Source organism: Klenkia sp. AC732 (assembly GCF_979256525.1).
Genome location: NZ_CEEDOS010000045.1, coordinates 1 through 26029 on the forward strand (window position 1 = coordinate 1; position 26029 = coordinate 26029).

Sequence of the window (26029 nt, forward strand, 5' to 3'; positions counted from 1 at the left end):
CGGCCAGGCAGACCGTCTCCAGGTCCCGCCCGCGGGCGGCGACGCTGGTGGGCTCCGGGGAGCTGAACTGGGCGCCGTAGCGGGGCGCCGCGGACTCCTCGACGGTGCGCGAGGGCGGGATCGCCGCAGCCTCGAGGGTCTCGGCGTCGGCCCGCAGGCGGAGCTCCTCGGTGGGCTCCTCGGTGGGCTCCCCGGTGGGCTCGTGGGCGGGGTCGGCGTCCTCGAGGAGCGCGTCGTCCGGGAGCGCGTCGTCCGGAGCGGGGTCACCGGCCGCGGTGTCCGGCGGGGTGAGGTCCTGGGCGGGGGTCTCCTCCGCGGCCCGGTCCTCGGTGCTGGGGCTGGTCTGTTCGTCGTGGTCGGCCACTGAGGGCTCGCCTCCTGTGCGTCCCCGGGCGCCGATCGTCGGGTACGACGACTGGCGGCCGCGCAGGGACGCGGGTCGGGCGGGTCGGGCGCCGCGCGAGCGGCGCGTCCGACCCACGGAAGTCTGGAGCGGGTCCCGTCCGGTACCGGGGGGACCCGGTGGTGCACGTTCGAGAACTGACTCGCGGGTGGTGCTGGGCTGCGGTGGAGCTGGCTGCGGTGGAGCTGAAGGCTGTCGAGCTGGGGAGCTCTGTCCCGGCACGGCTGGCAGACGTGTCGGGCGACGTCGCACGCGGGCCCCGCACGCTCAGACCGGCTGGGGTTCCCCCTGGCAGCGGGAACCGGCCTCGCGGTCCGGCGCGAGCGGGTCGGCTACCTCACCGCTGTCGTCGAGCCGGCCCTGCGCCTCACGCACGGCCCGGGGGGGCAACGGCGGGTGCAGGTCGGCGACGGCAGCGAGAGCAGCCAACACGTCGTCCGGTCGTACGGTCGGCGTCAGCTGCCGTACCACCACGTGCAGTATGGCACAACCTGCCCCCTCGGACACGGAGGCGCTGACCACGGCAGCACGGGCGTCGATGTCCCGCGGGCCGTTCTTCGTCTTCTTCGCCACGGTCACCACGTCGGCCGCGAGCAGGGCCGCCACGGCGTCACCCAGCTCGGCCGGGTCCACCCCGGCCAGGTCGATCCGCCAGCGGGTGGCGTCCAGCCGTTCGGCCAGCCCGCCGGTCCCCTCCCCCGCCTCGACGCACTCCAGCACGTCGATGCCCGGGGGCAACGAGGCGTCCAGGGCCACCCGGACGGCCTCGGGGTCGCAGCGCGCCGACAGCCCGATCTCCACGTACTCGGCCTCCGAGGCGGCCCCCGTCGGCGCCGCACCCATGTAGCTGATCTTGGGGTGCGGGCTGAAGCCGGCGGAGAACGCCATCGGGACCTGGGCGCGCCGCAGGGCACGCTCCAGGGCCCGGGCGAGGTCGCGGTGCGAGGCGAACCGCAGCGGACCGCGCTTGGTGTAGCGCAGCCGCAGCTTCTGCACGGTCGGCGGCGGCGGGGGGCCGTCGGGCTGGCGGGCCATCAGTGCGTGTGGACCGGGTCGGCCACCGACGCCTCGACGTCGACGTCCACCTGGGCCGTGACACCGGGACGCGGACCGGCCCCGATGGGCGTCAGCGGGATCAGCGACCGGCCGGTGGGACCGATCTGGATCTCGGTGCCCATGGTCGGGCAGACGCCGCAGTCGTAGCAGGGGGTCCAGCGGCAGTCGGCGACCTCGTCCTCGTTCAGCGCCTCCTGCCAGTCGTCCCAGAGCCACTCCTTGTCCAGGCCGGACTCCAGGTGGTCCCAGGGCAGCACCTCGTGCTCACCGCGCTCGCGCGTGGTGTACCAGGCCAGGTCGACGCCGAAGGGCGCCAGCTCCTCGGCCGCGGCGGTGGCCCAGCGGTCGTAGGAGAAGTGCTCGGACCAGCCGTCGAAGTGACCGCCGTCGCGCCAGACCCGCTCGATGACCCGGCCCACGCGACGGTCGCCGCGGGACAGCAGTCCCTCGATCACGCCGGGCTTGCCGTCGTGGTACCGCAGGCCGATGGAGCGCCCGATGCGCCGGTCGGCGTTGATCGCGTCGCGCAGCACCTTCAGGCGGTGGTCGATCGTCTCGGCCGAGGCCTGCGACGCCCACTGGAACGGGGTGTGCGGCTTGGGCACGAACCCGCCGATGGACACCGTGCAGCGGATGTCCTTGTTGCCCGCGGCCTCGCGGCCGGCCCGGATCACCTCGACCGCCAGCTCGGCGATCTCCAGCACGTCCTCGTCGGTCTCGGTGGGCAGACCGCACATGAAGTACAGCTTCACCTGGCGCCAGCCGTTGGCGTAGGCCGTGGTGACCGTGCGGACCAGGTCCTCCTTGGACACGGTCTTGTTGATCACCCGGCGGATCCGCTCGCTGCCGCCCTCGGGGGCGAAGGTCAGCCCGGAGCGGCGGCCGTTGCGGGACAGCTCGTTGGCCAGCGTCACGTTGAACGCGTCGACCCGGGTGCTGGGCAGCGACAGGCCGGTGTTGGTGCCCTCGTACCGGTCGGCCAGCTCCTTGGCCAGCTGCCCGATCTCGGAGTGGTCGGCCGAGCTCAACGAGAGCAGGCCCACCTCCTCGTACCCGGTGGCCTTCAGGCCGGCGTCGACCATCGAGCCGATGCCGGTGATCGTGCGCTCGCGCACCGGGCGGGTGATCATCCCGGCCTGGCAGAACCGGCAGCCCCGCGTGCAGCCGCGGAAGATCTCCACGCTCATCCGCTCGTGCACGCTCTCGGCCAGCGGGACCAGCGGCTGCTTGGGGTAGGGCCACTCGTCCAGGTCCATCACGGTGCGCTTGGCGATCGTGGTGGGGACGTCGTCCCGGGTGGGCGTGAAGGCCGCGATGGTGCCGTCGGGCAGGTAGCTGACCGCGTAGAACTGCGGCACGTAGACGCCCTCGACACGGGACAGCCGGGCCAGCAGCTCGGTGCGGCCGCCGGGGCGTCCGGCCGCCGTCCAGGCGCTGTGCACGTCGGTCATGTCCCCGACGACCTGCTCGCCGTCACCGAGGACGGCGCAGTCGACGAAGTCGCTGACCGGCTCGGGGTTGAACGCGGCGTGCCCGCCGGCGACGACGACGGGGTGCGACTCGTCGCGGTCGACCGCGTGCAGCGGGACACCGGCGAGGTCCAGGGCGTCGAGCAGGTTCGTGTAACCCAGCTCGGTGGCGAAGCTGACACCCAGGAAGTCGAAGTCGTGGACCGGGCGGTGGTTCTCCAGCGTGAACTGGCCGACGCCGTTGGCACGCATCAGACCGGCCAGGTCCGGCCACACCGCGTAGGTGCGCTCGGCCAAGGCGTCGGCGCGCTCGTTGAGCACCTCGTACAGGATCATCAGACCCTGGTTGGGCAGGCCGACCTCGTAGGCGTCGGGGTACATGAGCGCCCAGTGGACGGCGACGTCGTCCCACGGCTTGGTCTGGGCGTTGAGCTCTCCACCGACGTACTGGATGGGCTTCTGCACCTGGGCGAGGAGCGGCTCGAGACGGGGGTACAGGCTCTCGACAGTCATAGCGGGGTCGAGGGTAGCCGCCCGCCGTGGAGTGCCAGGGCGCGGAAAGCGCGTCCCTGGCACTCCGTCAGCTCACAGCGCGGGGAAGAACAGGCCGATCTCGCGCGCGGCGGACTCGGGCGAGTCCGAGCCGTGCACGATGTTGTTCTGCACCTCGAGGGCCAGGTCGCCGCGGATGGTGCCGGGGGCGGCCTTCACCGGGTCGGTGGCGCCGGCGAGGGCGCGGAAGGCCTCGATGGCCCGGGGGCCCTCGACGACCAGGGCGAGCAGCGGACCGCCGGTGATGAACTCGACGAGCGAGCCGAAGAACGGCCGCTCGCTGTGCTCGGCGTAGTGCTGCTCGGCGACCTCGCGGGGCAGGGTGCGGAGCTCGGCGGCGACCAGGCGGAGGCCCTTGGCCTCCAGGCGGGACACGACCTCCCCGACCAGGCCGCGGGCGACGCCGTCGGGCTTGACGAGGACGAGGGAACGTTCGGTGGTGGGTTCGGACACGCCCCGGAGGCTACGGGGGCCGGTCAGCGGGTGGTGACCGAACCCGTCCCGGGTACCAGCTCGACCCAGGTGGTCCCCGGCGCGAGGGTGACCGGTGCGCCGTCGGGGCCGGTCAGCACCACCGGGTCGCCGGTGCCGGCCTTGGACCAGGTGGCGACGACGGTGCTGCCGCCGGTGGCGATCAGCGCCTCCCCGCCCTCGCCGTCCAGCAGGGTCTCCGGGACCGGGTTGCCCGCCGGGTCGGTGGCGTCGGTGGCCACCACCCGGACCCGCAGGGTCACCACGTTGGTCGCCCGCAGCGCGACGCCGTCGGCACCGACCGAGGGCTCGGTGCCCTCGGCGCGCAGCCACGCGCCGTCCGGGGCGCTCCAGGTCCAGGTCGGGGTGGCGACCCGGGACAGCTCGAGGTCCACCGCCGCGGTCGGGGTGCCCTGCACCGTGGCCGTCGGGGTGCCGGAGTAGCCGAACTGGGCGGCGGGCGCCCCGCGGTGCGCCTCGTCGGCGGCGTCGTAGAGCGCCTGCGGAGCCAGGTGCACGTTGTGCGGGGCGTCGCGGGTGTCGACCCGGTAGAAGCCGGCGTCCCCGGCGTCGAAGGTGAAGACCTGCAGGCCCGCCTCGGCCTCGGCGTCGACGTACTGGGCCTGGCCGCCGGAGGTCGCGAACAGCCCGCCCACCGGGGCGGTGATGGCCGGGTCCATGGGCCGGGTGGAGCGGACCGGGCCGATCTCGGCCGGGACCTGGGACTGGTAGACGGCGACGAAGCGGCTGATCCCGCCCTCGACCACCTGCTCCCAGACGACGTCGGCCTGGCCGAGGCCGGTCTGGGGCCGGGCGTCCGGTGAGTTCTCCACCTTGACCGACAGTGCCGGCCGGAGGACGGGCTCCGTCGTCGGCACACCGGTCAGCGGCCACGGGACCGTCGGCGGGGGCGGAGGGGTGGTCACCGGGGCGACCGTGGGCACGGCGGCAGCCGGCTCGAGGCCGCCGGCCAGCAGGTCCACCGGCGTGCCGCAGCCCCCCAGCAGCACCACCGCGAGCGCTGTCACGACGGCACGCCGTGCTTCTCGGATGCCTGCTGCCACGACTGCTCCCCTGGTCCGGGGCCCGCCAGATGGGAGACCCTCGGTCTCCTCATCGGCAGTCCCGGCCCGGGTCGGGCCGACGTCGTCCTCGAGGTGGGGGCGGTGCTCGCCGACCACGAGGTCGACCCGCTCGACGTCCGGGCACGCGTGACCGGGCGCCGGGCCGCCTGAGCTCAGTCCTGCGGCGTCGGGGGCGGCGGGTCCGGCACCGGGCCGAACGGCGTCCCGACCAGGTCCTTGCGGATCTGCAGCAGGTACAGCCACACCAGCAGGAACACACCGCCGACGAACCACATGGCGTTGGAGTAGAAGCCGGTCAGCAGCAACGGCACCTGTAGCACGGTGCCGATCAGCAGCCCCTGGGGCCGTCGCTGCACGCCGCTGGACAGGACGAGCAGCACGGCCAGCACGATCAGGACGGTCAGCCGGACGCCGCCCAGGCCGTCGGACTGCACGATGCCGCGCGGCACGAAGAGCACCGCGATGCCCTCCAGCAGCAGGGTGGCCGCCGCAGCACCGGACAGCGCCTTGGCCGCCCGCGCCGGGTCGGCCGCGCGCGGAGCGGTCACTTCTTCTTCCCGCCCATCAGCGTGCGGGCCTCACCGGCGGTGATGACGCTGCCGGTCACCAGCACGCCCGAACCGCCCAGCGCGTGGTCGGCACCGGCCTCGGCCAGCTCGATCGCAGACTCCAGGGCGTCGGCCAGCCGAGGGTGCACGCTGACCCGGTCGGCGCCGAACACGTCGACCGCCAGGGCGCCCAGCTCGTCTGCGGGCATCGCGCGGGCCGAGCTGTTCTGGGTCACGACCAGCTCGGCGCACAGCGGCTCGAGCTCGGCGAGCATGCCGCTGACGTCCTTGCCGGCGACGCAACCGACGACGCCGACCAGCCGGGTGAAGTCGAAGGACTCGCGCACCGCCTCGACGGTGGCGGCCATGCCGGCCGGGTTGTGCGCGGCGTCCACCAGCACCGACGGCGAGGTGCGCACGCGCTCCAGCCGGCCCGGCGAGCGGACGGCGGCGAAGGCGGCCCGCACGACCTCGGGGTCCACCGGCCCGCTGGCCGCACCCGCCCCGAGGAACGCCTCGACCGCGGCCAGGGCGACGGCGGCGTTCTGCGCCTGGTGGGCACCGAAGAGCGGCAGGTAGACCTCGGGGTACTCCCCGCCCAGGCCCTGGATGCGGATCTGCTGGCCGCCCACGGCCACCCGGCGCTCCAGGACGCCGAACTCGGTGCCCTCGCGGGCCACGGTGGCGTCGACCTCGACCGCCCGGCGGACCAGGGCCTCCAGCGCGCCCGCGGGCTGGTGCGCGAGCACCGCGACCACGTCGGGGCCGGGCACGCCGTCCTCGGTCGGCGGCGCGGTCTTGATGATCCCGGCCTTCTCGGTGGCGATCGTCGCGACGTCGGGGCCCAGGTACTCGGCGTGGTCCAGCGACACCGGCGTCACGACGGCGACCCGGGCGTCGGCGACGCTGGTGGCGTCCCAGGTGCCGCCCATGCCGACCTCGACGACGGCGACGTCGACCGGGGTCTCGGCGAACGCCGCATAGCCCATGGCGACGAGCACCTCGAAGAAGGACAGCGGCACCTCGCTGCCGGCGTCGACCATCTGGACGTAGGGCGCGATGTCGTCGTGGACCTCGACGAAGCGCTCCTCGCTGATCGGCCGGCCGTCGATCACGATCCGCTCGCGCACCGACTCCAGGTGCGGGCTGGTGAACCGGCCGACCCGCAGGCCGAAGCCGCGCAGCAGCTCGTCGACCATCCGGGCCGTCGAGGTCTTGCCGTTGGTGCCGGTCACCTGGATGACGGGCATGGCGCGGTGCGGGGAGCCGAGCAGGTCGACCAGCGCGGAGATGCGGGTGAGGCTGGGCTCCAGCCGGCTCTCGGGCCAGCGCGCCAGCAGCTCGGCCTCCACCCTGGTCACGTCACGGCTGGCGCCCGGGGTGCGGCCGTGGGGTCGCTGGTCGGACGGGGAGGTGCTCACCGGTCCCAGGATGCCAGTCGCCCCGGGACGCCGGAGCCGGACTTCCTAGGATGAGCCCATGGCCACCGACCTCGACCGCCGCTCCGCTGACCATGGGCGGTCTGTCACAGGACCCCCGGACAGCGCTGCCCCGGGAGCCCCGGGCGCGGTACCCGACAAGCCGACGCTGGAGGGCCTGGAGGCCAAGTGGGTCCCCGTGTGGGCCTCCTCGGGCGTCTACGACTTCGACCGGGACGCCGCCCTCGCGGCCCCGCGCTCGCAGACCTACGCCATCGACACCCCGCCGCCCACCGCGTCGGGGTCGCTGCACGTGGGCCACGTCTTCAGCTACACCCACACCGACATCGTGGCGCGCTACCACCGGATGACCGGCAAGCACGTCTTCTACCCGATGGGCTGGGACGACAACGGCCTGCCCACCGAGCGTCGGGTGCAGAACTACTACGGCGTGCGCTGCGACCCCTCGCTGCCCTACGACGCGTCGTTCCAGCCGCCGGAGAAGCCCGCGAAGGACCAGCTGCCGATCAGCCGGCGCAACTTCGTCGAGCTCTGCGAGCGGCTGACCGCCGTCGACGAGGACGCCTTCGAGCAGCTGTGGCGCCAGGTCGGCCTCTCGGTCGACTGGTCCAACGTCTACCGCACCATCTCCGAGACCTCCCGGGCCACCGCGCAGCGCGCCTTCCTGCACAACCTGGAGCGTGGCGAGGCCTACGCCCAGGAGGCGCCGACCCTCTGGGACGTCACCTTCCGCACCGCCGTCGCCCAGGCCGAGCTGGAGGACCGGGAGCGCCCCGGCGCCTACCACCGGATCGCCTTCGCCGGCCCGAGCGGCCCGGTGCACATCGAGACCACCCGGCCCGAGCTGCTGCCGGCCTGCGTGGCCCTGGTCGCCCACCCCGACGACGCCCGCTACCAGCCGCTGTTCGGCCAGACCGTGACCACGCCGGTGTTCGGGGTCGAGGTGCCGGTCGTGGCGCACCGGTTGGCCGAGCCGGACAAGGGCTCGGGCATCGCGATGATCTGCACCTTCGGCGACCTCAACGACGTCACATGGTGGCGTGAGCTGCAGCTGCCCACCCGCCCCGTCGTGGGCTGGGACGGCCGGCTCGTGCCCGACGCCCCCGAGGGTGTCGCAGCAGCGCCCTACGCCGAGCTGGCCGGCAAGACCGTCTTCAGCGCGCAGGCCCGGATGGTCGAGCTGCTGCGCGAGTCCGGCGACCTGGACGGCGAGCCCCGCCCGATCACCCACCCGGTGAAGTTCTTCGAGAAGGGCGAGCGCCCGCTGGAGATCGTCACCACCCGCCAGTGGTACATCCGCAACGGCGGCCGGGACGCCGACCTGCGCGCCGCCCTGGTCGCCCGCGGCAAGGAGATCCAGTGGGTCCCCGAGCACATGCGGCACCGCTACGAGAACTGGGTCGAGGGCCTCAACGGCGACTGGCTGGTCAGCCGGCAGCGCTTCTTCGGCGTCCCGTTCCCGGTCTGGTACCGCCTGGACGAGGCCGGCGAGCCGGACTACGCCGCTCCCCTGCTCGCCCCCGAGGCGGCGCTGCCCGTGGACCCGTCCTCCGACGTCCCCGAGGGGTTCACCGAGGACCAGCGCGGGGTGCCCGGCGGCTTCATGGCCGACCCGGACGTGATGGACACCTGGGCGACCTCGTCGCTCTCACCGCAGGTCGCCTCGGGCTGGGACACCGACCCGGAGCTCTTCGCACACGTCTTCCCGATGGACCTGCGGCCGCAGGCGCACGACATCATCCGCACCTGGCTGTTCTCCACGGTGGTGCGCGCGCACTACGAGCAGGGCCAGGTGCCGTGGACGCACGCGGCGATCTCCGGCTTCGTGGTCGACCCCGACCGCAAGAAGATGTCCAAGTCCAAGGGCAACGCCACCACCCCGGTCGACGTGCTGGAGAAGTACGGCACCGACGCCGTCCGCTGGCGCGCCGCCGGCGCCCGCCCCGGCGCGGACTCGCCCTTCGACGAGGTGCAGATGAAGGTCGGCCGCCGGCTGGCCATCAAGCTGCTCAACGTGGGCAAGTTCGTGCTGGGCAGCCTGGGCGCCACCGCTGACCTGGTGGGCGCCCCGGTCACCGAGCAGGTCGACGCCGCCCTGCTGGCCGCGCTGCGCGGGGTGGTCACCGAGGCCACCGCGGCGATGGAGGCCTACAACTACACCCGGGCGCTGGAGGTCACCGAGACCTTCTTCTGGCAGTTCTGCGACGACCACGTCGAGCTGGTCAAGACCCGGGCATACGGTGAGGACGGCGGCCCTGCCGAGGCGGCGACGTCGGCCAAGGCGGGTCTGGCGACCGCACTGTCGGTGCTCAACCGGCTGCTGGCCCCGGTGCTGCCCTTCGCCACCGAGGAGGTCTGGTCCTGGTGGCAGACCGGCTCGGTGCACCGGGCGCCGTGGCCCACCGCCGACGAGCTCCCCGCCGGCGGCGACCCGCTGCTGGTGACGGTGTCCGCCGAGGCCCTGGCCGCGGTCCGCAAGGCCAAGAGCGAGGCCAAGGTGTCCATGCGTGCCGACGTCCAGTCCGCCGTGGTGCACGCCCCGGCCGCGCAGGTCGCCCTCGTCGAGGCGGCCCGGGTGGACCTGACCTCGGCCGGGCGCATCGCCACGCTCACCGTCGAGCCCGGACAGGGCCCGCTGACCGTGGACGTCGTCCTCGCTCCGACGGAGCAGCCGGCCCCCTGAGGCCGGTGCCTCGAACGGGCACACCCCGGCGTCCGGCCCGACAGCTGCTCGCCCCACAGGGATCCGGTCACCGCGTGCGGTGACCGGATCCCTGTGGGGTGACCGGCCGACGCACGGGTGCTGGCTGTCGCCGTGGGGGCGGACTCGCGTGCTGCAGCGGAACAGCCTCCCTGCACGGCGCGACTCCGGCGGTCCAGCACGGGTCTGGACACACGAGAGGCCCAGGACCGTGGTGGTCCTGGGCCTCTAGCGATCGGGCGGGGTGGGTCAGGCGGACTTGTCGCGGCGCTCGCGGACGGGCTTGCGCGGCACGATCGTCGGGTTGACCCGGTCCAGCACCACCTCGGCGGTGATGACGACGGTGGCGACGTCGTCGCGGCTGGGGATGTCGTACATGACCGACTGGAGGACCTCCTCCAGGATCGCCCGCAGGCCACGGGCACCGGTGCCACGCAGCAGCGCCTGGTCGGCGATGGCCTCGAGGGCGTCCTCGGTGAACTCCAGCTCGACCCCGTCGAGCTCGAAGAGCCGGCGGTACTGGCGGACCAGGGCGTTCTTCGGCTCGGTGAGGATGTTGATCAGTGCGACCCGGTCGAGCTTCTGCACGGTCGTGATGACCGGCAGACGCCCGATGAACTCGGGGATCATGCCGAACTTGAGCAGGTCCTCGGGCAGCACCTGGGCGATCGCGTTGGCCTGCTCGATCTCGGCCTTGCCCCGGACGGGAGCGCCGAAGCCGATGCCCTGCTTGCCGATCCGGGCCTCGATGACCTCCTCGAGGCCGGCGAAGGCGCCACCGACGATGAACAGCACGTTGGTGGTGTCGATCTGGATGAACTCCTGGTGCGGGTGCTTGCGCCCGCCCTGCGGCGGCACCGAGGCGGTGGTGCCCTCGAGGATCTTCAGCAGGGCCTGCTGCACGCCCTCACCGGAGACGTCCCGGGTGATCGAGGGGTTCTCGCTCTTGCGGGCGATCTTGTCGACCTCGTCGATGTAGATGATCCCGGTCTCGGCGCGCTTGACGTCGTAGTCCGCGGCCTGGATCAGCTTGAGGAGGATGTTCTCGACGTCCTCACCGACGTAACCGGCCTCGGTCAACGCCGTGGCGTCGGCGATCGCGAAGGGCACGTTCAGCATCCGCGCGAGGGTCTGCGCCAGGTGGGTCTTGCCGCACCCGGTGGGCCCCATCAGCAGGATGTTGGACTTGGCCAGCTCCACGCCCTCGTCGCGGGAGCCCCGCTCACCGCCGGCCTGGATGCGCTTGTAGTGGTTGTAGACGGCCACCGCGAGCGTCTTCTTGGCCCGGTCCTGGCCGATGACGTACTGCTCGAGGAAGTCGTGGATCTCCTTGGGCTTGGGGAGCTCGTCGAACTTGAGGTCCGAGGACTCGCTGAGCTCCTCCTCGATGATCTCGTTGCAGAGCTCGATGCACTCGTCGCAGATGTAGACCCCGGGGCCAGCGATGAGCTTCTTGACCTGCTTCTGGCTCTTCCCGCAGAACGAGCACTTGAGCAGGTCGCCGCTCTCACCGATACGTGCCACCTGGCTGACCTCCGTGTCACCGGGCCCGCGCCGCGCGCGGGTCCCTTCATCGTGGTGCCCCTGTCACCCGCCGGACGGCGGGCCTCCTGCACGAGCCGGCGATGGCCGGGAGTCGGGCGTCTGCCGACCGTACCGGCCCCCACCGACGTTCCCGGGCAGTGACGCACCCGGGTCCCCCGTCGATCACGGCGGTCCTGCTCACCCGTCCCCGCGCGGGCTCCCGGGCACTGCCCGGGTGGGCCGACCGTACGGCCGGGAGCCCCCGCAGGGGCCCCCGGACCGGACGGTCGTAGTGCGGCTCAGGCCGAGAAGGCGTTGAGCTTCCGGCTCTGGATGACCTCGTCGACGATCCCGTACTCCAGGGCTTCCTGGGCGGTGAGGATCTTGTCGCGGTCGATGTCCTTGCGGACCTGCTCCTGGGACCGGCCGGTGTGCCGGGACAGGATCTGCTCCATCTGGGTGCGCACCCGCTCGATCTCCGCGGCGTGGATCTCCAGGTCGGTGACCTGGCCGCCGGCCTCACCGGAGGGCTGGTGGATCAGCACGCGGGAGTAGGGCAGCGCCAGCCGCTTGCCCTTGGTCCCGGCCGCGAGCAGGACGGCAGCGGCCGAGGCGGCCTGGCCCATGCAGACGGTCTGGATGTCGGGACGGACGAACATCATCGTGTCGTAGATCGCCATCAGCGCGGTGAACGAGCCACCGGGCGAGTTGATGTACATGGTGATGTCGCGGTCGGGGTCGGTGGACTCCAGCGTGAGCAGCTGGGCCATGACGTCGTTGGCGCTGGCGTCGTCGACCTGCACCCCGAGGAAGATGATGCGCTCCTCGAAGAGCTTGTTGTAGGGGTTGGACTCCTTCATCCCGTAGCTGGTGCGCTCGGTGAAGGAGGGCAGGATGTACCGGCTCTGCGGCATCTGGGAGCTCATGTCAGGTCCTCCGACCGTCAGTTCTCGGTGACCGGGTTGTCGGTCTCGGTCGTGGCAGAGGCCTTGGTGACCACGTGGTCGACGAAGCCGTACTCGAGGGCCTCGGCCGCGGTGAACCAACGGTCGCGGTCGGAGTCCTCGGCGATGCGCTCGACGGTCTGGCCGGTGTGCAGCGACTGGAGCTCGTTGAGCTCCTTCTTCGTGCGCCGGAACAGGTCGGCCTGGATGGCGATGTCGGAGGCGGTGCCGCCGACGCCGGCCGAGGGCTGGTGCATCATGATCCGCGCGTGCGGCAGGGCGTAGCGCTTGCCCTTGGTGCCGGCGGTGAGCAGGAACTGCCCCATGGAGGCCGCCAGGCCCATGCCGTAGGTGGCGACGTCGCAGTCGATGAACTGCATCGTGTCGTAGATGGCCATGCCCGCGGTGACCGAGCCACCGGGCGAGTTGATGTACAGGTGGATGTCGCGCTTGGGGTCCTCGGCCGACAGCAGCAGCATCTGGGCCGCGAGCTGGTTGGCGATGACGTCGTCGACCTGGCTGCCCAGGAAGATGATCCGCTCGCGCAGGAGGCGCTCGTAGACCGAGTCGCCCAGGTTCATCATGTTCCCGGAGCCGCGCATCACGGGCGCGGTCGGGTGTGCGGTGTTCACGTGTGCGGTGACCTCCGTGGGACAGGCGTGCAGGCGGTCTGGGTCAGGGTGGTTCGGTGGTGCTGGTCGTCCGCCGGGGACGGCACGGGAGGACTGCTCCCGGGGCCTTCTCGGTGTCACGTCGACCCTAACGCGCACGTCCGACAGGCCACTCCCGTACGGGCCGGTGTTCGCCGAGGGCGCACACCCGCCGGGGTGGGGTGGTGCCGGCAGACGACGACGCCCGCCCCACCTGGCGTGCGGTGGGGCGGGCGTCGTGGCGGTGCGGGGTGGGTCAGGCCTCGTCGGCCTCGTCGGCCTTCGCAGCGGCCTTCTTCTTGGGAGCGGCCTTCTTGGCGGCGGCCTTCTTGGCCGGGGCCTTCTCGGCGGGCCCAGCGGCCGGCTCCTCGGTCACCTCGGCGACCTCGGTCTCCTCCCCGACGACCTCGGAGGCCTCGGCGAGGGGCTCCTCGCCGAGCTCGGCCTCGGTCTCGGCGGCGGCGACCTCGGTGGTCGGGGCGGCGGCCACGGTCTTCGGGCGCAGCGCCTCGAGGTCCACGGCGTTGCCCGACTCGTCGGTGATCGTGGTCTGCTCGAGCAGCTGGGCCAGCGCCTTCGTCCGTCGCACGTCGGCGACGAAGTCGGAGATGTTGTTGCCCTGCTGGAGCTGCTGGGCGAAGGCCTCCGGGCTGACCCGGTTGCGCTGCGCCTGGGCCATGATCTGGGCCGACAGGTCGTCGTTGTCGACGGTGACCTCGCGGGCGTCGGCGATGGCGTCGAGCACGAACTGCGTGCGCACGGCGTTCTCGACGTTGCTGCGCATGTCCGCGTCGTAGGCCTCACGGCCCTCGACGCCGGCGGCGGTGAAGTAGGCGTCCCAGTCCATGCCGGCCTGCTGGAGCTCCTGCTCCATGGCCCGGGTGCGCCACTCGAGCTCACGCTCGACCAGCTTCTCCGGCACCGGCACCTCGGTGGCCTCGAGCAGGTGCTCGACCAGCTTGTCGCGGGCCTGGCTGCCCTGCTGCAGGACCTTCACCCGGGACAGGCGGGTGCGGACGTCGGCCCGCAGCTCCTCCAGGGTGTCGAACTCACTCGCCGTCGAGGCGAACTCGTCGTCGAGCTCGGGGAGCTCCTTGGCCTTGACCGAGCGCACGGTGACGGTGACCTCGGCCTGCTGGCCGGCCTGGTCGCCGGACAGCAGCGCGGAGCTGAAGGTGGCCGACTCGTCGGCGGACAGGCCGCGCACGGCCTCGTCCAGGCCGTCCATCAGGGTGCCGGTGCCGACCTCGTAGGACATCCCGCTGGTGGTGCCGTCCTCGAGCTCCTCGCCGTCGAGCTTCGCCACCAGGTCGATGGAGACGTAGTCGCCGTCGGCGGCCGGGCGGTCGACGCCGGTGAGCATGGCGAAGCGCTCGCGCATGGTGTCGACCTGGGTGTCGACCTCGGCGTCGGTGACCTCGACGTCGTCGACGGTCACGGCCAGCGAGTCCAGCGCCGGCAGCTCGAGCTGCGGGGCCACGTCGACCTCGGCGGTGAAGGCCAGGGTGTCGCCGTCCTCGAGGCGGGTGACCTCGACGTCGGGCTGGGACAGCACCCGGACCTGGTTCTCGCGGACGACCTCGGAGTAGACCTCGGGGACGGCGTGCTGGACGACCTGCTCCAGGACGACGGGGCGCCCGATGCGCTGGTCGAGGATGCGGTGGGGGACCTTGCCCGGACGGAAGCCGGGGACCCGCACCTGCCGGCCGAGCTCCTTGTAGACCTCGCCGAAGGCGTGGTCCAGGTCGCCCCACGGCACCTCGATCGCGAGCCGGACCCGGGTCGGGCCCAGGTTCTCGATGGTGCTCTTCACAGTGCAGCGCTCCTCGGTGCAGACGTCAGGTGGTCGTCGGTGTCGGCGCACGCCCGCGGACGGACGCCGGACACCGGGTTGCCCGCGAGTCTAGGGAGACCCGCGTGGCGCTGTCGGGGTGACAGGATTTGAACCTGCGGCCCCCTGCTCCCAAAGCAGGTGCGCTACCAAGCTGCGCCACACCCCGTGGCGCGCAGAGTCTAGGCCGTGCCCCGGCCGGGGCCACCGGGCGACCGGCTACCCTGGCTCGGCGGCACCTCGCGGGTGTAGCTCAATGGTAGAGCCCCAGCCTTCCAAGCTGGCCATGCCGGTTCGATCCCGGTCACCCGCTCCACTCCCCCGACAGCCCCGGCCACCGGCCGGGGCTGTCGTCGTCTCAGGCCGGTGCGGCCCAGGTGGAGGGCTCGGGCAGCGGGTCGCCCTCGCGCAGTTCGGCGGGCAGCCCGAACAGCGCGAAGAGCCGGGTGTCCAGGAACGAGGTGATCCGGCTGATCCGGCCCTCGTGCACCTCCAGGGCCTGGAAGGCGAAGGGCCGCTTCACCCCGGGGACGTCGCTGGGCTTGTACTGGGCGAAGGCCGTGGACCCGTTGAGCGAGACGGGGACCAGCGTGGAGCCCTCGCAGGCCGAGCCCGGGCCGACCATCCAGGCCACGATGTCCTGCGCCGAGCGCAGCCACATGGTGAACGGCGGCATGTCCTGCACGGCGTCGGCGTGCAGCAGCGCCACGAAGGCGTCCATGTCGTAGCGGGTGAAGGCGTCGACGTAGCCGGCCAGCAGCTGGGTCTGGTCGGCGTCGACCTCACCGGGGCGGGCCTTGCCGGCCTCGGTCTGCGCGGCGACGGCGGCCCGGGCCCGCTGCAGGGCGGAGTTGACCGCCGGCACGCTGGTGTCCAGCAACCGGGCGACCTCCTCGGCCTTCCAGCGCAGCACCTCCCGCAGCACCAGGACCGCCCGCTGGCGCGGCGGCAGCACCTGCAGGGCGGCCACGAAGGCCAGCCGCACGGAGTCCCGGGTGACTGCGACGTCGGCCGGGTCGCTGCCGACCGCGACCACCTGCCGGGTCAGTGCCGGCTCGACCCAGGAGCCCGCGGGCAGGCTGCCGGCCAGCGAGGCCTCCACCGGCGCCGACGGCTCGTCGGACAGGTCGACCGGCAGCGCGCGGCGCTTGCGACCGTCGAGGGCGTCCAGGCAGACGTTGGTCGCGATCCGGTAGAGCCAGGACCTCAGTGCCCCGGGGCCCTGCAGCTTGTCCAGCGACCGCCAGGCCCGGACCATCGTGTCCTGCACGGCGTCCTCGGCGTCGAAGGAGGAGCCGAGCATCCGGTAGCAGTAGCCGGTGAGCTCGGCGCGGTGCGTCGCCATCCGCGCCTCGAGGTCCGCACGGTCGACCACCCCGTCGTCGGGCGGGCTGAGCAGGTCGGTCACGGTGTCCTCGCAGTCGCTGGCGGGCCTACTGGTAGGTGACGAGCTCCGGCGTCGGCAGCACCTGCGCGACGGTCTCCTCGGGGGTGAGCATCGGCAGGTCCTCGTCGTAGAAGTTCTTCCAGCCCCAGTACAGCGGAGCGGGGGCCCCTTCGTGAAGGGTGTTCCAGGTGTCCTGCTTGGCACCCTGGCCGCCCTGGCCGTCGACGTGGACCATGATGGCGAGCTCGTCGCGGGAGGTGTCCAGCCGTTCGCGCTCGGTGATCATCCGCAGCTGGAACTGGTGCAGCACCAGCAGCTTCTGCGGCAGCGCGTTCGCCCGGGTGAGGTCGGCCAGCCAGGTCACGACCTGGTTGACCTCGTCGATGCCGACCTGGCCGATCTGGGTCAGGTGCACCTGGTCCGGGCGCAGCCGCCACTCCGGGTCCAGGGCCAGGCCGACGTAGGGCAGCTCGAGCAGGGACTGGTAGAGCTGGGCCTGGGTGAGGAAGTCCGTGCGGCCGGGCTGCAGGTCCAGCACCACGTAGAGCCCCGCGGCGCCCGCGGCCTCCACGTAGGGCCGCAGCGACTCGACGTCGGCCTCGGTGGAGTAGTTGCCGTCCGGCCCGGCCGAGGCCGACGCGACGGTGGCGATGACCTCGAACATCGGGACGACGGTCTTGTCGGGCACCAGCGCCGCGTAGGGCGCGGCCGTCTGCTCGGCCCGGGTGATCGACTCGGCCAGCGGCTGCTCCCCCAGGACGCCGAGCGCGCCGCCGTCGGGGTAGCCGTAGAGGGCCACGAAGAAGTGTTCGGGGAACAGCAGCTGCCCGCCACCGGGCAGCTGGGTGCCGCTCGCGGCGGTCGCGGTCTTCCAGTCCAGGCCGGGCACACCGGCGAAGTCCGCGCCCAGCGCGACGACGGCCGCCGGTCGCGCCGCCGCCAGCGCGTCGACGACGTCGGCCGACGCCCGGGGGTCGGTCTGCCCGCCGGTCAGCTCGACCTGCGCCCCGGCCGCCCGCGCGGTGGCCACACCGGCCAGCGACTCCGAGCTGCCGCTCGCCAGCACCACGACGTCGCTGAGCGGCGCGGCCCGCTCGACCGCGGGCAGCTCGCCCCCGGAGGCCTCGGGCCCCTCGTCGCCGGAGCCGTCGGCCCGCAACAGCGCGGTGCCCTCGTCCTGGAGGGCGGCGACCGCCGCGACCGCGCCGTCGGCGTCGACCGTCTCGGCGTCCCCGAGCTGCAGGCCGGTCGCGTCCTCGACGCCCTCCGCGGTCGGCGGGACGGTCACGACCTCGCGGTCGCCCGCGTCCAGGCCGGCGTCGCCGACGACGAGGACGTCGGTGGCACCGAGCCGGTCCAGCTCACCGACGGCGGGGTCCCCGGCGTCCCCGGTGCTCAGCAGCAACGGCACGCCCAGCCCGACCGCGGCCGAGGCGCCGGCCAGCTGGGCGGCCTCGTCGTCCAGCCCGGCGACGACGGCGACCGGGGAGCTGGTGAACAGCGCCCGGCTGGTCGAGACCGCGGAGGCGGCCGGGTCGGTGTCGGCGACCAGCGTGCTGGTCGCCGAGGGGGTGGCGGTGACCGGTGAGACGGCGGCCGCGTCGTCCTCACCTCCCCCGCCGGCGGAGCCGGTGCAGCCGGCCAGCAGCAGCACCCCCGCGATCGCGGCGGCGGACGGGACGGAGGCGGAGCGCATGGACCTTCTCTCGACGGGGCGGACCGGTCACGAGGGCCGGCGGACCGACCATAACCGGGCAGTCCCTTCGCCGAGGTCACGGTCTCGACACGTCGCTCCGCACCCCGGCCAGGACCCGGGAAACCGTTCGCGGCCCCCGCGGCCAGCCGGTAGACAGGCAGGCGTGACCGACCCGAGCGCACTGCGACCCGCCACCCCCGAGGACTGGCCGCGCTTCAGCCGCGCTATGTCGGTGGTGTTCGCCGAGGAGGCCACCGGGCCCTACGTCGACGAGGTCCCGCCCACCGCGGAGCTGGACCGCTCGCTGGCGCTGATCGGCGAGGACGGCCGGGTGCACGCCACCTCCGGCGTCTACAGCACGGAGCTGACGGTGCCCGGGGGCGCCGCCGTCCCCACCGCCGGGGTCACCTGGGTGACCGTCTCCCCCACGCACCGCCGCCAGGGCGTGCTCACCGCGGTGATGCGCCGCCAGCTGGACGAGGTGCACGCCGCCGGCCGCGAGCCGCTGGCCGCACTGTGGGCGGCCGAGTCCGGCATCTACGGCCGGTTCGGCTACGCCCCGGCGACCCGCCGCGGCGGGTGGACGACCGACCCCACCCGGCTGCGGTGGCGCCCCGACGCCCCGACGTCCGCGGGCACGGTCTCCCTGGTCGACGAGGCGGGGTACCGGGCCGGCGCGGTCGGCCTGTACGAGCGGTTGCGCCGCGAGGTGCCCGGCACCCTGGCCCGCGACGGGCGCTGGTGGGACCGCCGGCTGCGCGACGACAAGGAGCAGCGGGAGGGCGCCACGCCCCGCCAGCTCGTGCTGCACACCGAGCCCGACGGCACCGTGACCGGCTTCGCCGCCTACCGGGTCAAGGGCACCTGGACCGACGGCGGCGAGCCCTCGGGGACGCTGACCGTGCAGGAGGTCCGGGCTTCCACCCCGGCGGCGTACGCGGCGCTGTGGCGCCTGCTGCTCTCGGTGGACCTGGTCCGCACCGTGTCCTACCCGCTGGCCCCCGCCGACGAGGCGCTGCGCCACCTGGTGGCCAACCCGCGGCTGCTGGAGGAGCACCCGGCCGACGCGCTGTGGGTGCGGCTCGTGGACGTCGACCGTGCGCTGGCGGCGCGCCGGTACCCGGCCCCGATCGACCTGGTGATCGAGGTCCGGGACCCCTTCTGCCCGTGGAACGAGGGCCGCTGGCGGCTGTCGGGCCACCCGGCCGGTGGGTACTGCGGGCGCACCGACCGGGACCCGGACCTGGTGCTGGGCACCGAGGAGCTGGCCGCGGCCTACCTGGGCGGCACGTCCCTGGCCGCCCTGCAGGCCGCCGGGCGGGTCACCGAGGTCAGCCCGGGGGCGGTGACACTGGCCTCGACGTCGTTCTCCTGGCCGGTCGCGCCGTGGTGCGCCGACGAGTTCTGAGGCCGCTGGCTCAGACGCGGTAGGACCAGCTCGTCCGCACGTCGCGGCCGGGGAGGTCGGCCCGCCCGGTCGCCCACCGCAGCAGCGACCAGGGGTCCTCGTCCCCGGCGAGGTCGGGGAACAACCGGTCCAGCACCAGCCCGACGGCCGACTCCGGTGGCGCCCAGGGCAGGCCGAGGGCGTCGGCGACGTCGTCGGTGTGCAGCAGCAGCTCCGCGCAGCCCAGGGCGGCGAACCCGGTGGCGTCGGGCGGGCCGTCGGAGTGCGCGCCCACCTCGCCGGGCGGGGAGAGGGCGACGGTGCGGGCCAGCACCTCGCCCCAGGCACGCAGCCCGGTGAGCCGCTCACCCAGGTCGGCGTCGGGGCGGGGGTCGACGGTGTGTGCGTCGGCACCGGCGGGGCCCGCCACCAGGTCGTGGGCGTACCAGGACAGGCAACCGGCGACGTGGGCGACGACACCGGACACGTCGGTGCCCACGGCGGGCACCCGCACGGTCCCGTCGGGCACGGCGGCCAGCAGGTCGAGAGCGGCGGCCAGGGCCGCCCGCAGCTCAGCCTCCGGCGGGGTGGTGGCGCTCCTGCTCGTAGGCACTGACCAGTCCGATCCGGCGGACGTGCCGCTCGTCGTCGCTGAACGGGGTGGCGAGGAAGAGCAGCACCAGCTCGGTGGCCTCCTCGACGGTGTGCTGGCGGCCGCCGACGGCGACCACGTTGGCGTCGTTGTGCTGGCGGGCGAGCTCGGCGGTGGAGCGGTTCCAGACCAGCGCGGCCCGGACGCCGGGGACCTTGTTGGCCGCGATCTGCTCACCGTTGCCGGACCCGCCGATGACGATGCCCAGGCTGCCGGGCTCCACGACCACCCGCTCCCCCACCTCGATGCAGAACGGCGGGTAGTCGTCCTGGGGGTCGTAGTCGAAGGCGCCGCAGTCGACCGGCTCGTACCCGGCGTCGGCGACGGCCTGCAGGAGGTGTGCCTTCAGCTCGAGGCCGGCGTGGTCGGTGCCCAGGAAGACGCGCATGTCCCGATCCTCTCAGGACAGGCGCGCGGCCACCGGCAGGGGCAGCACCCGGAGCAGCCCGGCGACCGCGCGCCACGGCCACTCCGGCACGTAGGCACGCACCGGCTCCCGCTCGATCGCGGCGGTGAGCGCGTCGACGCCGGTGTCCAGGTCGACGGTGAACGGCCCGCGCCGGCCGGTGTTGATGTCGGTCTCGATGAAGCCCGGGTGCACGGTGGTCACCCGGATGCGGCGGGTCGCGCGGTCGCTGAGCAGGTCGGCACGGATCCCCTCGGCGAGGACTGCGTCGGCGGCCTTGGAGGTGGCGTACGCGGTCCGCGTGCCGCCCATGCCGCGGACCCCGGCGACCGAGCTGACCACCACCAGGTGGCCGTGGCCCTGAGCACGGAAGAGCGCGACGGCGGCCTCGCAGCAGGAGTGCGTGCCCAGCACGTTCGTCGTCAGCACCGCACGGTTGGGCCGCGCTCCCCCGGTGCCGACCGGGACGCCCTTGCCCAGGCCCGCGTTGGCGATGAACCGGTCCAGGCCGCCGAGCTCACCGGCCAGCCGCGGCACGACCTCGGCGACGGCGTCGGGGTCGTCCACGTCCAGAGCGGCGGTCACGACGGTGACCCCGGGGTGGGCGGCGGTCAGCTCCTCGCGCAGGGCCTCGAGCCGGTCGGTGCGGCGGGCGACCAGGGCGAGGTCGCGGCCCAGCGCTGCGAACCGGCGGGCCATCCCCTCGCCGAGCCCGGAGCTCGCGCCGGTGATGAGGATGCGCTGGCGGGTGGGGTGCGGCACCCGGTCAGGATGCCGCACCCGCACCCCGCACCCCGCAGGGCTCAGCCTCGCGAGATCTCCAGCGCGGACGCCGGGACGGTGGAGAAGTCCGGCTCCTCGGTGCGGGTGCGCTTGAGCTCCCAGAAGCCGGGCAGGTTGGCCAGCAGCACGGCCCCGTCGAAGGCCTTGCCGGCGTCCTCACCGGTGGGCACGCGGCTGATGACCGGGCCGAAGAAGGCGACGCCGTCGACGTGCACGACGGGGGTGCCGACCTCCTCGCCGACCGGGTCCATCCCCTCGTGGTGGCTGGCGCGCAGGGCCTCGTCGTACTCGGTGGAGCCGGCCGCGTCGGCCAGCGAGGCCGGCAGGCCGACCCGCTCCAGAGCGGGGGCGATGACGTCGGGCAGCTCGGCGCCCTCCTGGTGCCGCAGGGTGCCCATCGCGGTGTACAGGTCGCCGACCACCTCGGCACCGTGCTGCTGGGCGGCCGCGATCAGCACCCGGACCGGGCCCCACGCCTGGGCCATCATCTCCTGGTACTGCTCCGGCAGGTCCCGGCCCTCGTTGAGCACGGCCAGGCTCATCACGTGCCAGCTGACGTCGAGGTCGCGGACCTTCGAGGCCTCGATGACCCAGCGGCTGGTCAGCCAGGCCCAGGGGCACAGCGGGTCCACCCAGACGTCGACCTTGGCCCTGGCGGGTGCGCTCTGCGTGGTCTCGGACATGCGGACTCCTCGAGTCGGTGGGGGGTGGGGCGGGAGGTCTGCCGCGTCAAGGACGCGGGGTGCCCGGGTTGTTCCCGGCCCGGTGTCCGGCCACACGCCCGTACAGCGCAGGCACACGCCCGCACAGCACACCCGGCGCCCCCCGTCAACGCCCCCCGCGGCGGCCCTCGTGGGAGGCTGCCCCGGTGGCTGTTCCCAACCTGACCCGCGACGCCGCTGCGGCGCGCGCCCAGCTCCTGACCGTGCACGCGTACGACCTGCAGCTCGACGTCACCGACGGCGCCGGTCACCCCGGCGAGGAGACGTTCCGGTCGACGACGACGGTGCGCTTCGACGCGGCCACCCCGGGCGAGGGGACCTCCATCGACCTGGTGGCCGAGCGCGTGCGGGCCGCGACCCTCAACGGCACCGCGCTCGACGTCTCGGGCTACACCGAGGAGGGCGGCCTGGCGCTGCCCGGCCTGGCTGCCAGCAACGAGCTCGTCGTCGACGCCGACTGCCGCTACTCCCGGACCGGCGAGGGCCTGCACCGCTTCGTGGACCCCGAGGACGGGGCCGTCTACCTGTACACGCACTTCGAGCCCGCCGAGGCCAAGCGCGTGTTCGCCTGTTTTGACCAGCCCGACCTCAAGGGCGAGTTCACCGTGCACGTGACCGCGCCCTTCGACTGGCAGGTCGTGTCCAACACCGGCGGGCGGACCATCGAGGCCGGCGAGGCCGGCTCCCAGCTCGTGCACTTCGAGCCGACCAAGCGGATCTCCACCTACCTGGTCGCGCTGATCGCCGGCCCGTACGCCAAGGTCACCGACTCCCACGAGGGGCTGCCGCTGGGCATCTACTGCCGGGCCTCGCTGGCGCAGTACCTGGACCCGGACGAGATCTTCACCGTCACCAAGCAGGGCTTCGACTTCTACCACCGGGTCTTCGACTACCCGTACCCCTTCGACAAGTACGACCAGCTCTTCGTGCCCGAGTTCAACGCCGGGGCGATGGAGAACGCCGGGGCGGTGACGTTCCTGGAGGACTACGTCTTCCGGTCGCGCACCAGCCGGGCCCGCTACGAGCGTCGCGCCGAGACGATCCTGCACGAGCTGGCGCACATGTGGTTCGGCGACCTGGTGACCATGCGCTGGTGGGACGACCTGTGGCTCAACGAGTCCTTCGCCACCTACATCTCGACGCTGTGCCAGGCCGAGGCCACCGAGTACACGACCGCCTGGACGACGTTCGCCAACACCGAGAAGTCCTGGGCCTACGCCCAGGACCAGCTGCCCTCGACGCACCCGATCGCCGCGGACATGGTCGACGTCGCCGCGGTCGAGGTGAACTTCGACGGCATCACCTACGCCAAGGGCGCCTCGGTGCTCAAGCAGCTGGTCGCCTACGTCGGACAGGACGCGTTCCTGGCCGGGGTGCGCCGCTACTTCCGCACCCACGAGTACGGCAACACCACGCTGGCCGACCTCCTCGGCCCGCTGTCGGAGGCCACCGGCCGGGACCTGTCGGCCTGGGCGCAGCAGTGGCTGCAGACCAGCCAGGTCAACACGCTGCGTCCGGTCTCCGAGACCGACGCCGACGGCCGGTACCGCTCCTTCGCCATCGAGCAGACCGCCGTCGCCGAGCACCCGGTGCTGCGTGACCACCGGCTGGCCGTGGGGCTGTACACCGCGGGTCCCGACGGGCTGACCCGCACGCACCGGGTGGAGCTCGACGTCACCGGCGCGCGCACCGAGGTGCCCGAGCTGGCCGGCCACCCGGCGGCGGACCTCGTGCTGGTCAACGACGACGACCTGACCTACGCCAAGCTGCGCCTGGACGAGCGGTCGCTGGCGACGCTGCGCACCAGCATCGGCGACCTGCCCGACCCGCTGGCCCGGGCCCTGTGCTGGTCGGCGGCCTGGGACATGACCCGCGACGGCGAGCTCGCCGCCCGCGACTGGGTGGCCCTGGTGCTGGCCGGCGTGGACGCCGAGACCGAGATCAGCGTGGTGCAGTCGCTGCTGGCCCGGGTGCAGGCCGCACTGGGCAACTACGCCGACGCGGCGTGGGCCGAGACCGGCTGGACGGCGCTGGCGGACAAGGCCCTGGCCTCCCTGCGCAGCGCCGAGCCCGGCTCGGACGCCCAGCTGCAGTGGTCCCGCACGCTGGCCGGCACCGCCCGCAGCGAGGAGCAGCTGGCCGTGCTGCGGGGCCTGCTGGACGGGTCCGTCGAGGTGCCCGGCCTGACCGTGGACGCCGAGGCGCGCTGGTCGTTCCTGCAGGGCCTGGTCGCCGTCGGCGCGGCCGGGGACGCCGAGATCGACGCCGAGGCCGCCCGGGACGCCACCGCCACCGGTGCCCGGCGCACCGCGACCGCCCGGGCGCTGCGTCCGACGGCTGCGTCCAAGGCCGACACCTGGCAGCGCGCCTTCCAGGACGAGTCCATCGCGAACTCGACCCACGAGGCGATGGTGGCCGGGTTCTGGCACCCGGCCCAGCGCGAGCTGACCGCGCCCTACGTGGAGCGCTACTTCGCCGACATCGCCCCGCTGTGGGACCGGCGTCCGGGCGAGATCGCCAAGAACGCCGTGGAGTACCTCTTCCCCAAGCAGGTCTCCCCGGCCACCGTCGAGGCGGCCGACGCCTGGTTGGCGCAGGAGGACCACCCGGCGCCGCTGCGCCGGCTGGTCAGCGAGGGGCGTGACGGCGTGGCCCGCTCGCTGCGCGCCCAGCAGCGCGACGCCGAGGCCGGCCGCAACCAGGCCTGAGTCGGCGACCCGACGCCCTCCCCGACGACCGGGGAGGGCGAGCGGGGAGGGCTGGTGGCTCTCACGCCGCCGGGTCCGGCACCCGGAAGCCGCGGACGACCAGCCACACCGCCAGGGACAGCTCCCACGCCGCGATCGGCAGGGCGGCCAGTCCGGCGAGGGCGGTGCCCTGCTCGTACACCCCGGTGGCGATCGCGACGTCGGAGGCCAGCAGCAGGGGTGCGCCGGCCAGGCCGACCAGCGGGATCGCCCGCGGCACCAGGCCCGACCGCAGCAGCAGCGAGCCCAGGGTCAGTGCGCAGAGGACCGGCATCAGGCTCTGTCCCAGCAGGAACGTGCCCTCGTAGACGGCCAGCAGGGCGCGCCCGACGACGGCCGTCGAGCCCGGGTCCGCGGTGGCCTGCTGCGGCAGACCGACCAGGGCCAGCACGCTGATGACGCCGACCAGCACCAAGGCGCCCTCGACCACGCGTGCCGCGAGGTAGCCCAGTGCCGCCCGCTCGCCGTGCCGGCGCACGACGGGGAACAGCACGACCGCGGTGGCCACGCAGGACAGCGCCAGCCCGACCTCCAGCAGCGCACCGACCACCACACCCGTGCGGTCGGCGGCGTCGAGGACCTGCCCCGGCCGCTCCCGCAGGGGTGCGTAGAGGGCGAGCGTCGGTACCGAGGTGAGGAAGGTGACCAGGTAGAGCAGACCGGCGGTCCGCGCGGTGGTCCGCGACGGCGCGACGACGGGTGCGGGTGCGAGGGCGGTGGTGCTCACGGGTGCTCCTCCGACTGTGGGTGTACGACGTACACCCGGTGGCCGGGAGGTTAGGTGTACGTTGTCCACCAGGTCAAGGGATGTCGCCACCCCACCCTTCCCGCCCAGGAGGTCACCGGTGCCCGGACGTGCGGACCCCGCTGCCCCCGCCGCCCCGCGGGCACGACTGAACCGCGACCGGGTGCTCGTCGCCGCGGTCGCCCTGGCCGACGAGACCGGCCTGGCCGGGCTGAGCATGCGCAGGCTGGCCCAGGAGCTCGGCGTCGTCCCGATGGCGCTGTACAAGCACGTGGCAGACAAGGAGGCGCTGCTCGACGGCATGGTCGACCTCGTCATCGAGGGCTTCGACCCGCCGGAGGAGGCGCTGCCGGGCATCGACGCCGTCCGGCACCGGGTGCTCGCGGCCCGGCGAGCGGTCCGGCGTCACCCGTGGGCGCGGCAGGCGATCGAGTCGCGCACCCGGCGGACGCCGACCGTGCTCGGTCACATGGACGCCGTCGCGGGGACCCTCCGGGCGGCCGGGTTCTCGGTCGACCTGACCCACCACGTGATGCACGCGCTGGGCAACCGCATCTGGGGGTTCAGCCCCGAGCTCTTCGACGCCCCGCCGGAGGACGGGCCGGCCCCGACACCGCAGGCCCAACAGGCGATGGCGGCCGACTTCGCAGAGCGCTTCCCGCACGTGCTGGAGATCGCGCTGGAGGCGACCCGGGGGGACCTGTCCGGCGTGGGGCAGGGGTGCGACGAGGACTTCGAGTTCGCCTTCGCCCTGGACCTGCTCCTGGACGGGGCCCAGCGCCTGCAGCGCAGCGGCTGGACCTCGCCCCGTCGGTGACCGGGGTGCCCCGG

22 protein-coding genes and 2 tRNA genes are annotated in these 26029 nt (G+C 73.5%); 5 read left to right on the forward strand and 19 right to left on the reverse strand.

Features of this window, described 5'->3' with window-relative positions:
* The 7 genes from AC0IVP_RS18275 to AC0IVP_RS18305 form a co-directional block, all read right to left on the reverse strand.
* On the reverse strand, positions 1–364 hold a 364-nt coding region (locus tag AC0IVP_RS18275), incomplete at its 3' end, for a hypothetical protein (protein ID WP_471758406.1).
* Between the two features lie 306 nt (positions 365–670).
* Positions 671–1438, reverse strand: coding sequence for a TIGR03936 family radical SAM-associated protein (locus tag AC0IVP_RS18280; protein ID WP_471758408.1), 768 nt, complete (start codon positions 1436–1438; stop codon positions 671–673).
* Complete coding sequence (locus AC0IVP_RS18285; RefSeq protein WP_471758410.1) at positions 1438–3441, reverse strand: TIGR03960 family B12-binding radical SAM protein; 2004 nt, start codon at positions 3439–3441, stop codon at positions 1438–1440. Before AC0IVP_RS18285 ends, AC0IVP_RS18280 begins: the two co-directional genes overlap by 1 nt.
* A gap of 72 nt (positions 3442–3513) precedes the next feature.
* Complete coding sequence (gene ndk, locus AC0IVP_RS18290) at positions 3514–3933, reverse strand: nucleoside-diphosphate kinase (protein ID WP_471758412.1); 420 nt, start codon at positions 3931–3933, stop codon at positions 3514–3516.
* Between the two features lie 23 nt (positions 3934–3956).
* Positions 3957–4979, reverse strand: coding sequence for a DUF3048 domain-containing protein (locus AC0IVP_RS18295; RefSeq protein ID WP_471758414.1), 1023 nt, complete (start codon positions 4977–4979; stop codon positions 3957–3959).
* A gap of 209 nt (positions 4980–5188) precedes the next feature.
* Positions 5189–5584, reverse strand: coding sequence for a DUF4233 domain-containing protein (locus AC0IVP_RS18300; RefSeq protein WP_471758416.1), 396 nt, complete (start codon positions 5582–5584; stop codon positions 5189–5191).
* Positions 5581–7005 carry a bifunctional folylpolyglutamate synthase/dihydrofolate synthase gene (locus AC0IVP_RS18305; RefSeq protein WP_471758418.1) on the reverse strand — a complete coding sequence of 475 codons (1425 nt, stop codon included), beginning with the start codon at positions 7003–7005 and terminating at the stop codon, positions 5581–5583. Before AC0IVP_RS18305 ends, AC0IVP_RS18300 begins: the two co-directional genes overlap by 4 nt.
* A gap of 58 nt (positions 7006–7063) precedes the next feature.
* Here AC0IVP_RS18305 and valS point away from each other — a divergent pair, with 58 nt between their 5' ends.
* Complete coding sequence (gene valS, locus AC0IVP_RS18310; protein WP_471758420.1) at positions 7064–9706, forward strand: valine--tRNA ligase; 2643 nt, start codon at positions 7064–7066, stop codon at positions 9704–9706.
* 267 nt (positions 9707–9973) lie between these two features.
* Here valS and clpX read toward each other — a convergent pair whose 3' ends face one another.
* The 5 genes from clpX to AC0IVP_RS18335 all read right to left on the reverse strand — a co-directional run bounded on the left by clpX (position 9974) and on the right by AC0IVP_RS18335 (position 14842).
* Positions 9974–11248, reverse strand: coding sequence for an ATP-dependent Clp protease ATP-binding subunit ClpX (gene clpX, locus AC0IVP_RS18315; protein ID WP_056297431.1), 1275 nt, complete (start codon positions 11246–11248; stop codon positions 9974–9976).
* 299 nt (positions 11249–11547) lie between these two features.
* The gene (locus AC0IVP_RS18320; protein WP_056297428.1) at positions 11548–12174 is read right to left on the reverse strand and encodes an ATP-dependent Clp protease proteolytic subunit; all 627 of its coding nucleotides are present in this window, start codon (positions 12172–12174) and stop codon (positions 11548–11550) included.
* Positions 12175–12191: 17 nt separating this feature from the next.
* Complete coding sequence (locus AC0IVP_RS18325; protein ID WP_471758422.1) at positions 12192–12824, reverse strand: ATP-dependent Clp protease proteolytic subunit; 633 nt, start codon at positions 12822–12824, stop codon at positions 12192–12194.
* 274 nt (positions 12825–13098) lie between these two features.
* Positions 13099–14655, reverse strand: coding sequence for a trigger factor (gene tig, locus AC0IVP_RS18330; RefSeq protein ID WP_471758424.1), 1557 nt, complete (start codon positions 14653–14655; stop codon positions 13099–13101).
* Between the two features lie 113 nt (positions 14656–14768).
* Positions 14769–14842, reverse strand: a tRNA-Pro gene (locus tag AC0IVP_RS18335).
* Between the two features lie 73 nt (positions 14843–14915).
* Between AC0IVP_RS18335 and AC0IVP_RS18340 the strand changes: the two genes are divergently transcribed.
* Positions 14916–14989: transfer RNA gene (locus AC0IVP_RS18340), tRNA-Gly, on the forward strand.
* 42 nt (positions 14990–15031) lie between these two features.
* Here the strand turns inward: AC0IVP_RS18340 and AC0IVP_RS18345 are convergent.
* Both AC0IVP_RS18345 and AC0IVP_RS18350 read right to left on the reverse strand, forming a co-directional pair.
* Complete coding sequence (locus tag AC0IVP_RS18345; RefSeq protein ID WP_471758426.1) at positions 15032–16081, reverse strand: sigma-70 family RNA polymerase sigma factor; 1050 nt, start codon at positions 16079–16081, stop codon at positions 15032–15034.
* A gap of 25 nt (positions 16082–16106) precedes the next feature.
* Positions 16107–17756, reverse strand: coding sequence for a hypothetical protein (locus AC0IVP_RS18350; RefSeq protein ID WP_471758428.1), 1650 nt, complete (start codon positions 17754–17756; stop codon positions 16107–16109).
* Between the two features lie 163 nt (positions 17757–17919).
* Between AC0IVP_RS18350 and AC0IVP_RS18355 the strand changes: the two genes are divergently transcribed.
* Positions 17920–19164, forward strand: a complete 1245-nt coding sequence (locus tag AC0IVP_RS18355; RefSeq protein ID WP_471758430.1) for a GNAT family N-acetyltransferase — start codon at positions 17920–17922, stop codon at positions 19162–19164.
* A gap of 10 nt (positions 19165–19174) precedes the next feature.
* On the opposite strand, the gene AC0IVP_RS18360 is transcribed toward AC0IVP_RS18355, so the two are convergent.
* Genes AC0IVP_RS18360 through AC0IVP_RS18375 form a run of 4 tightly spaced genes read right to left on the reverse strand, consistent with a single transcriptional unit; the run spans position 19175 to position 21667 of the window.
* Positions 19175–19756, reverse strand: a complete 582-nt coding sequence (locus AC0IVP_RS18360; RefSeq protein ID WP_471758432.1) for a maleylpyruvate isomerase mycothiol-dependent enzyme family protein — start codon at positions 19754–19756, stop codon at positions 19175–19177.
* Positions 19716–20183, reverse strand: a complete 468-nt coding sequence (locus tag AC0IVP_RS18365; protein WP_056297369.1) for a ribose-5-phosphate isomerase — start codon at positions 20181–20183, stop codon at positions 19716–19718. Before AC0IVP_RS18365 ends, AC0IVP_RS18360 begins: the two co-directional genes overlap by 41 nt.
* 12 nt (positions 20184–20195) lie before the next feature.
* Complete coding sequence (locus AC0IVP_RS18370) at positions 20196–20963, reverse strand: SDR family oxidoreductase (protein ID WP_471758434.1); 768 nt, start codon at positions 20961–20963, stop codon at positions 20196–20198.
* A 41-nt stretch (positions 20964–21004) separates the two neighbouring features.
* Positions 21005–21667, reverse strand: a complete 663-nt coding sequence (locus AC0IVP_RS18375; protein ID WP_056297366.1) for a mycothiol-dependent nitroreductase Rv2466c family protein — start codon at positions 21665–21667, stop codon at positions 21005–21007.
* A gap of 185 nt (positions 21668–21852) precedes the next feature.
* On the opposite strand from AC0IVP_RS18375, the gene pepN reads away from it, so the two are divergent.
* The gene (gene pepN, locus AC0IVP_RS18380; RefSeq protein WP_471758436.1) at positions 21853–24414 is read left to right on the forward strand and encodes an aminopeptidase N; all 2562 of its coding nucleotides are present in this window, start codon (positions 21853–21855) and stop codon (positions 24412–24414) included.
* Between the two features lie 61 nt (positions 24415–24475).
* Here the strand turns inward: pepN and AC0IVP_RS18385 are convergent, their stop codons facing one another.
* A complete protein-coding gene (locus AC0IVP_RS18385) occupies positions 24476–25180 on the reverse strand; it encodes a DUF4386 domain-containing protein (RefSeq protein WP_471758438.1) in 705 nt (234 codons plus the stop codon).
* A gap of 118 nt (positions 25181–25298) precedes the next feature.
* Between AC0IVP_RS18385 and AC0IVP_RS18390 the strand changes: the two genes are divergently transcribed.
* Positions 25299–26015 (forward strand): TetR/AcrR family transcriptional regulator, encoded by a 717-nt coding sequence (locus tag AC0IVP_RS18390; protein ID WP_471758440.1) that lies wholly within the window; start codon positions 25299–25301, stop codon positions 26013–26015.
* Positions 26016–26029 lie beyond the last annotated feature (14 nt).

Bases quoted from the DNA above. Each gene is read 5' to 3' on its own strand.
- AC0IVP_RS18280 (WP_471758408.1), bottom strand. From the start codon at position 1,438: ATGGCCCGCCAGCCCGACGGCCCCCCGCCGCCGCCGACCGTGCAGAAG.
- AC0IVP_RS18285 (WP_471758410.1), bottom strand. From the start codon at position 3,441: ATGACTGTCGAGAGCCTGTACCCCCGTCTCGAGCCGCTCCTCGCCCAG.
- valS (WP_471758420.1), top strand. From the start codon at position 7,064: ATGGCCACCGACCTCGACCGCCGCTCCGCTGACCATGGGCGGTCTGTC.
- AC0IVP_RS18320 (WP_056297428.1), bottom strand. From the start codon at position 12,174: ATGAGCTCCCAGATGCCGCAGAGCCGGTACATCCTGCCCTCCTTCACC.
- AC0IVP_RS18350 (WP_471758428.1), bottom strand. From the start codon at position 17,756: ATGCGCTCCGCCTCCGTCCCGTCCGCCGCCGCGATCGCGGGGGTGCTG.
- AC0IVP_RS18365 (WP_056297369.1), bottom strand. From the start codon at position 20,183: ATGCGCGTCTTCCTGGGCACCGACCACGCCGGCCTCGAGCTGAAGGCA.
- AC0IVP_RS18375 (WP_056297366.1), bottom strand. From the start codon at position 21,667: ATGTCCGAGACCACGCAGAGCGCACCCGCCAGGGCCAAGGTCGACGTC.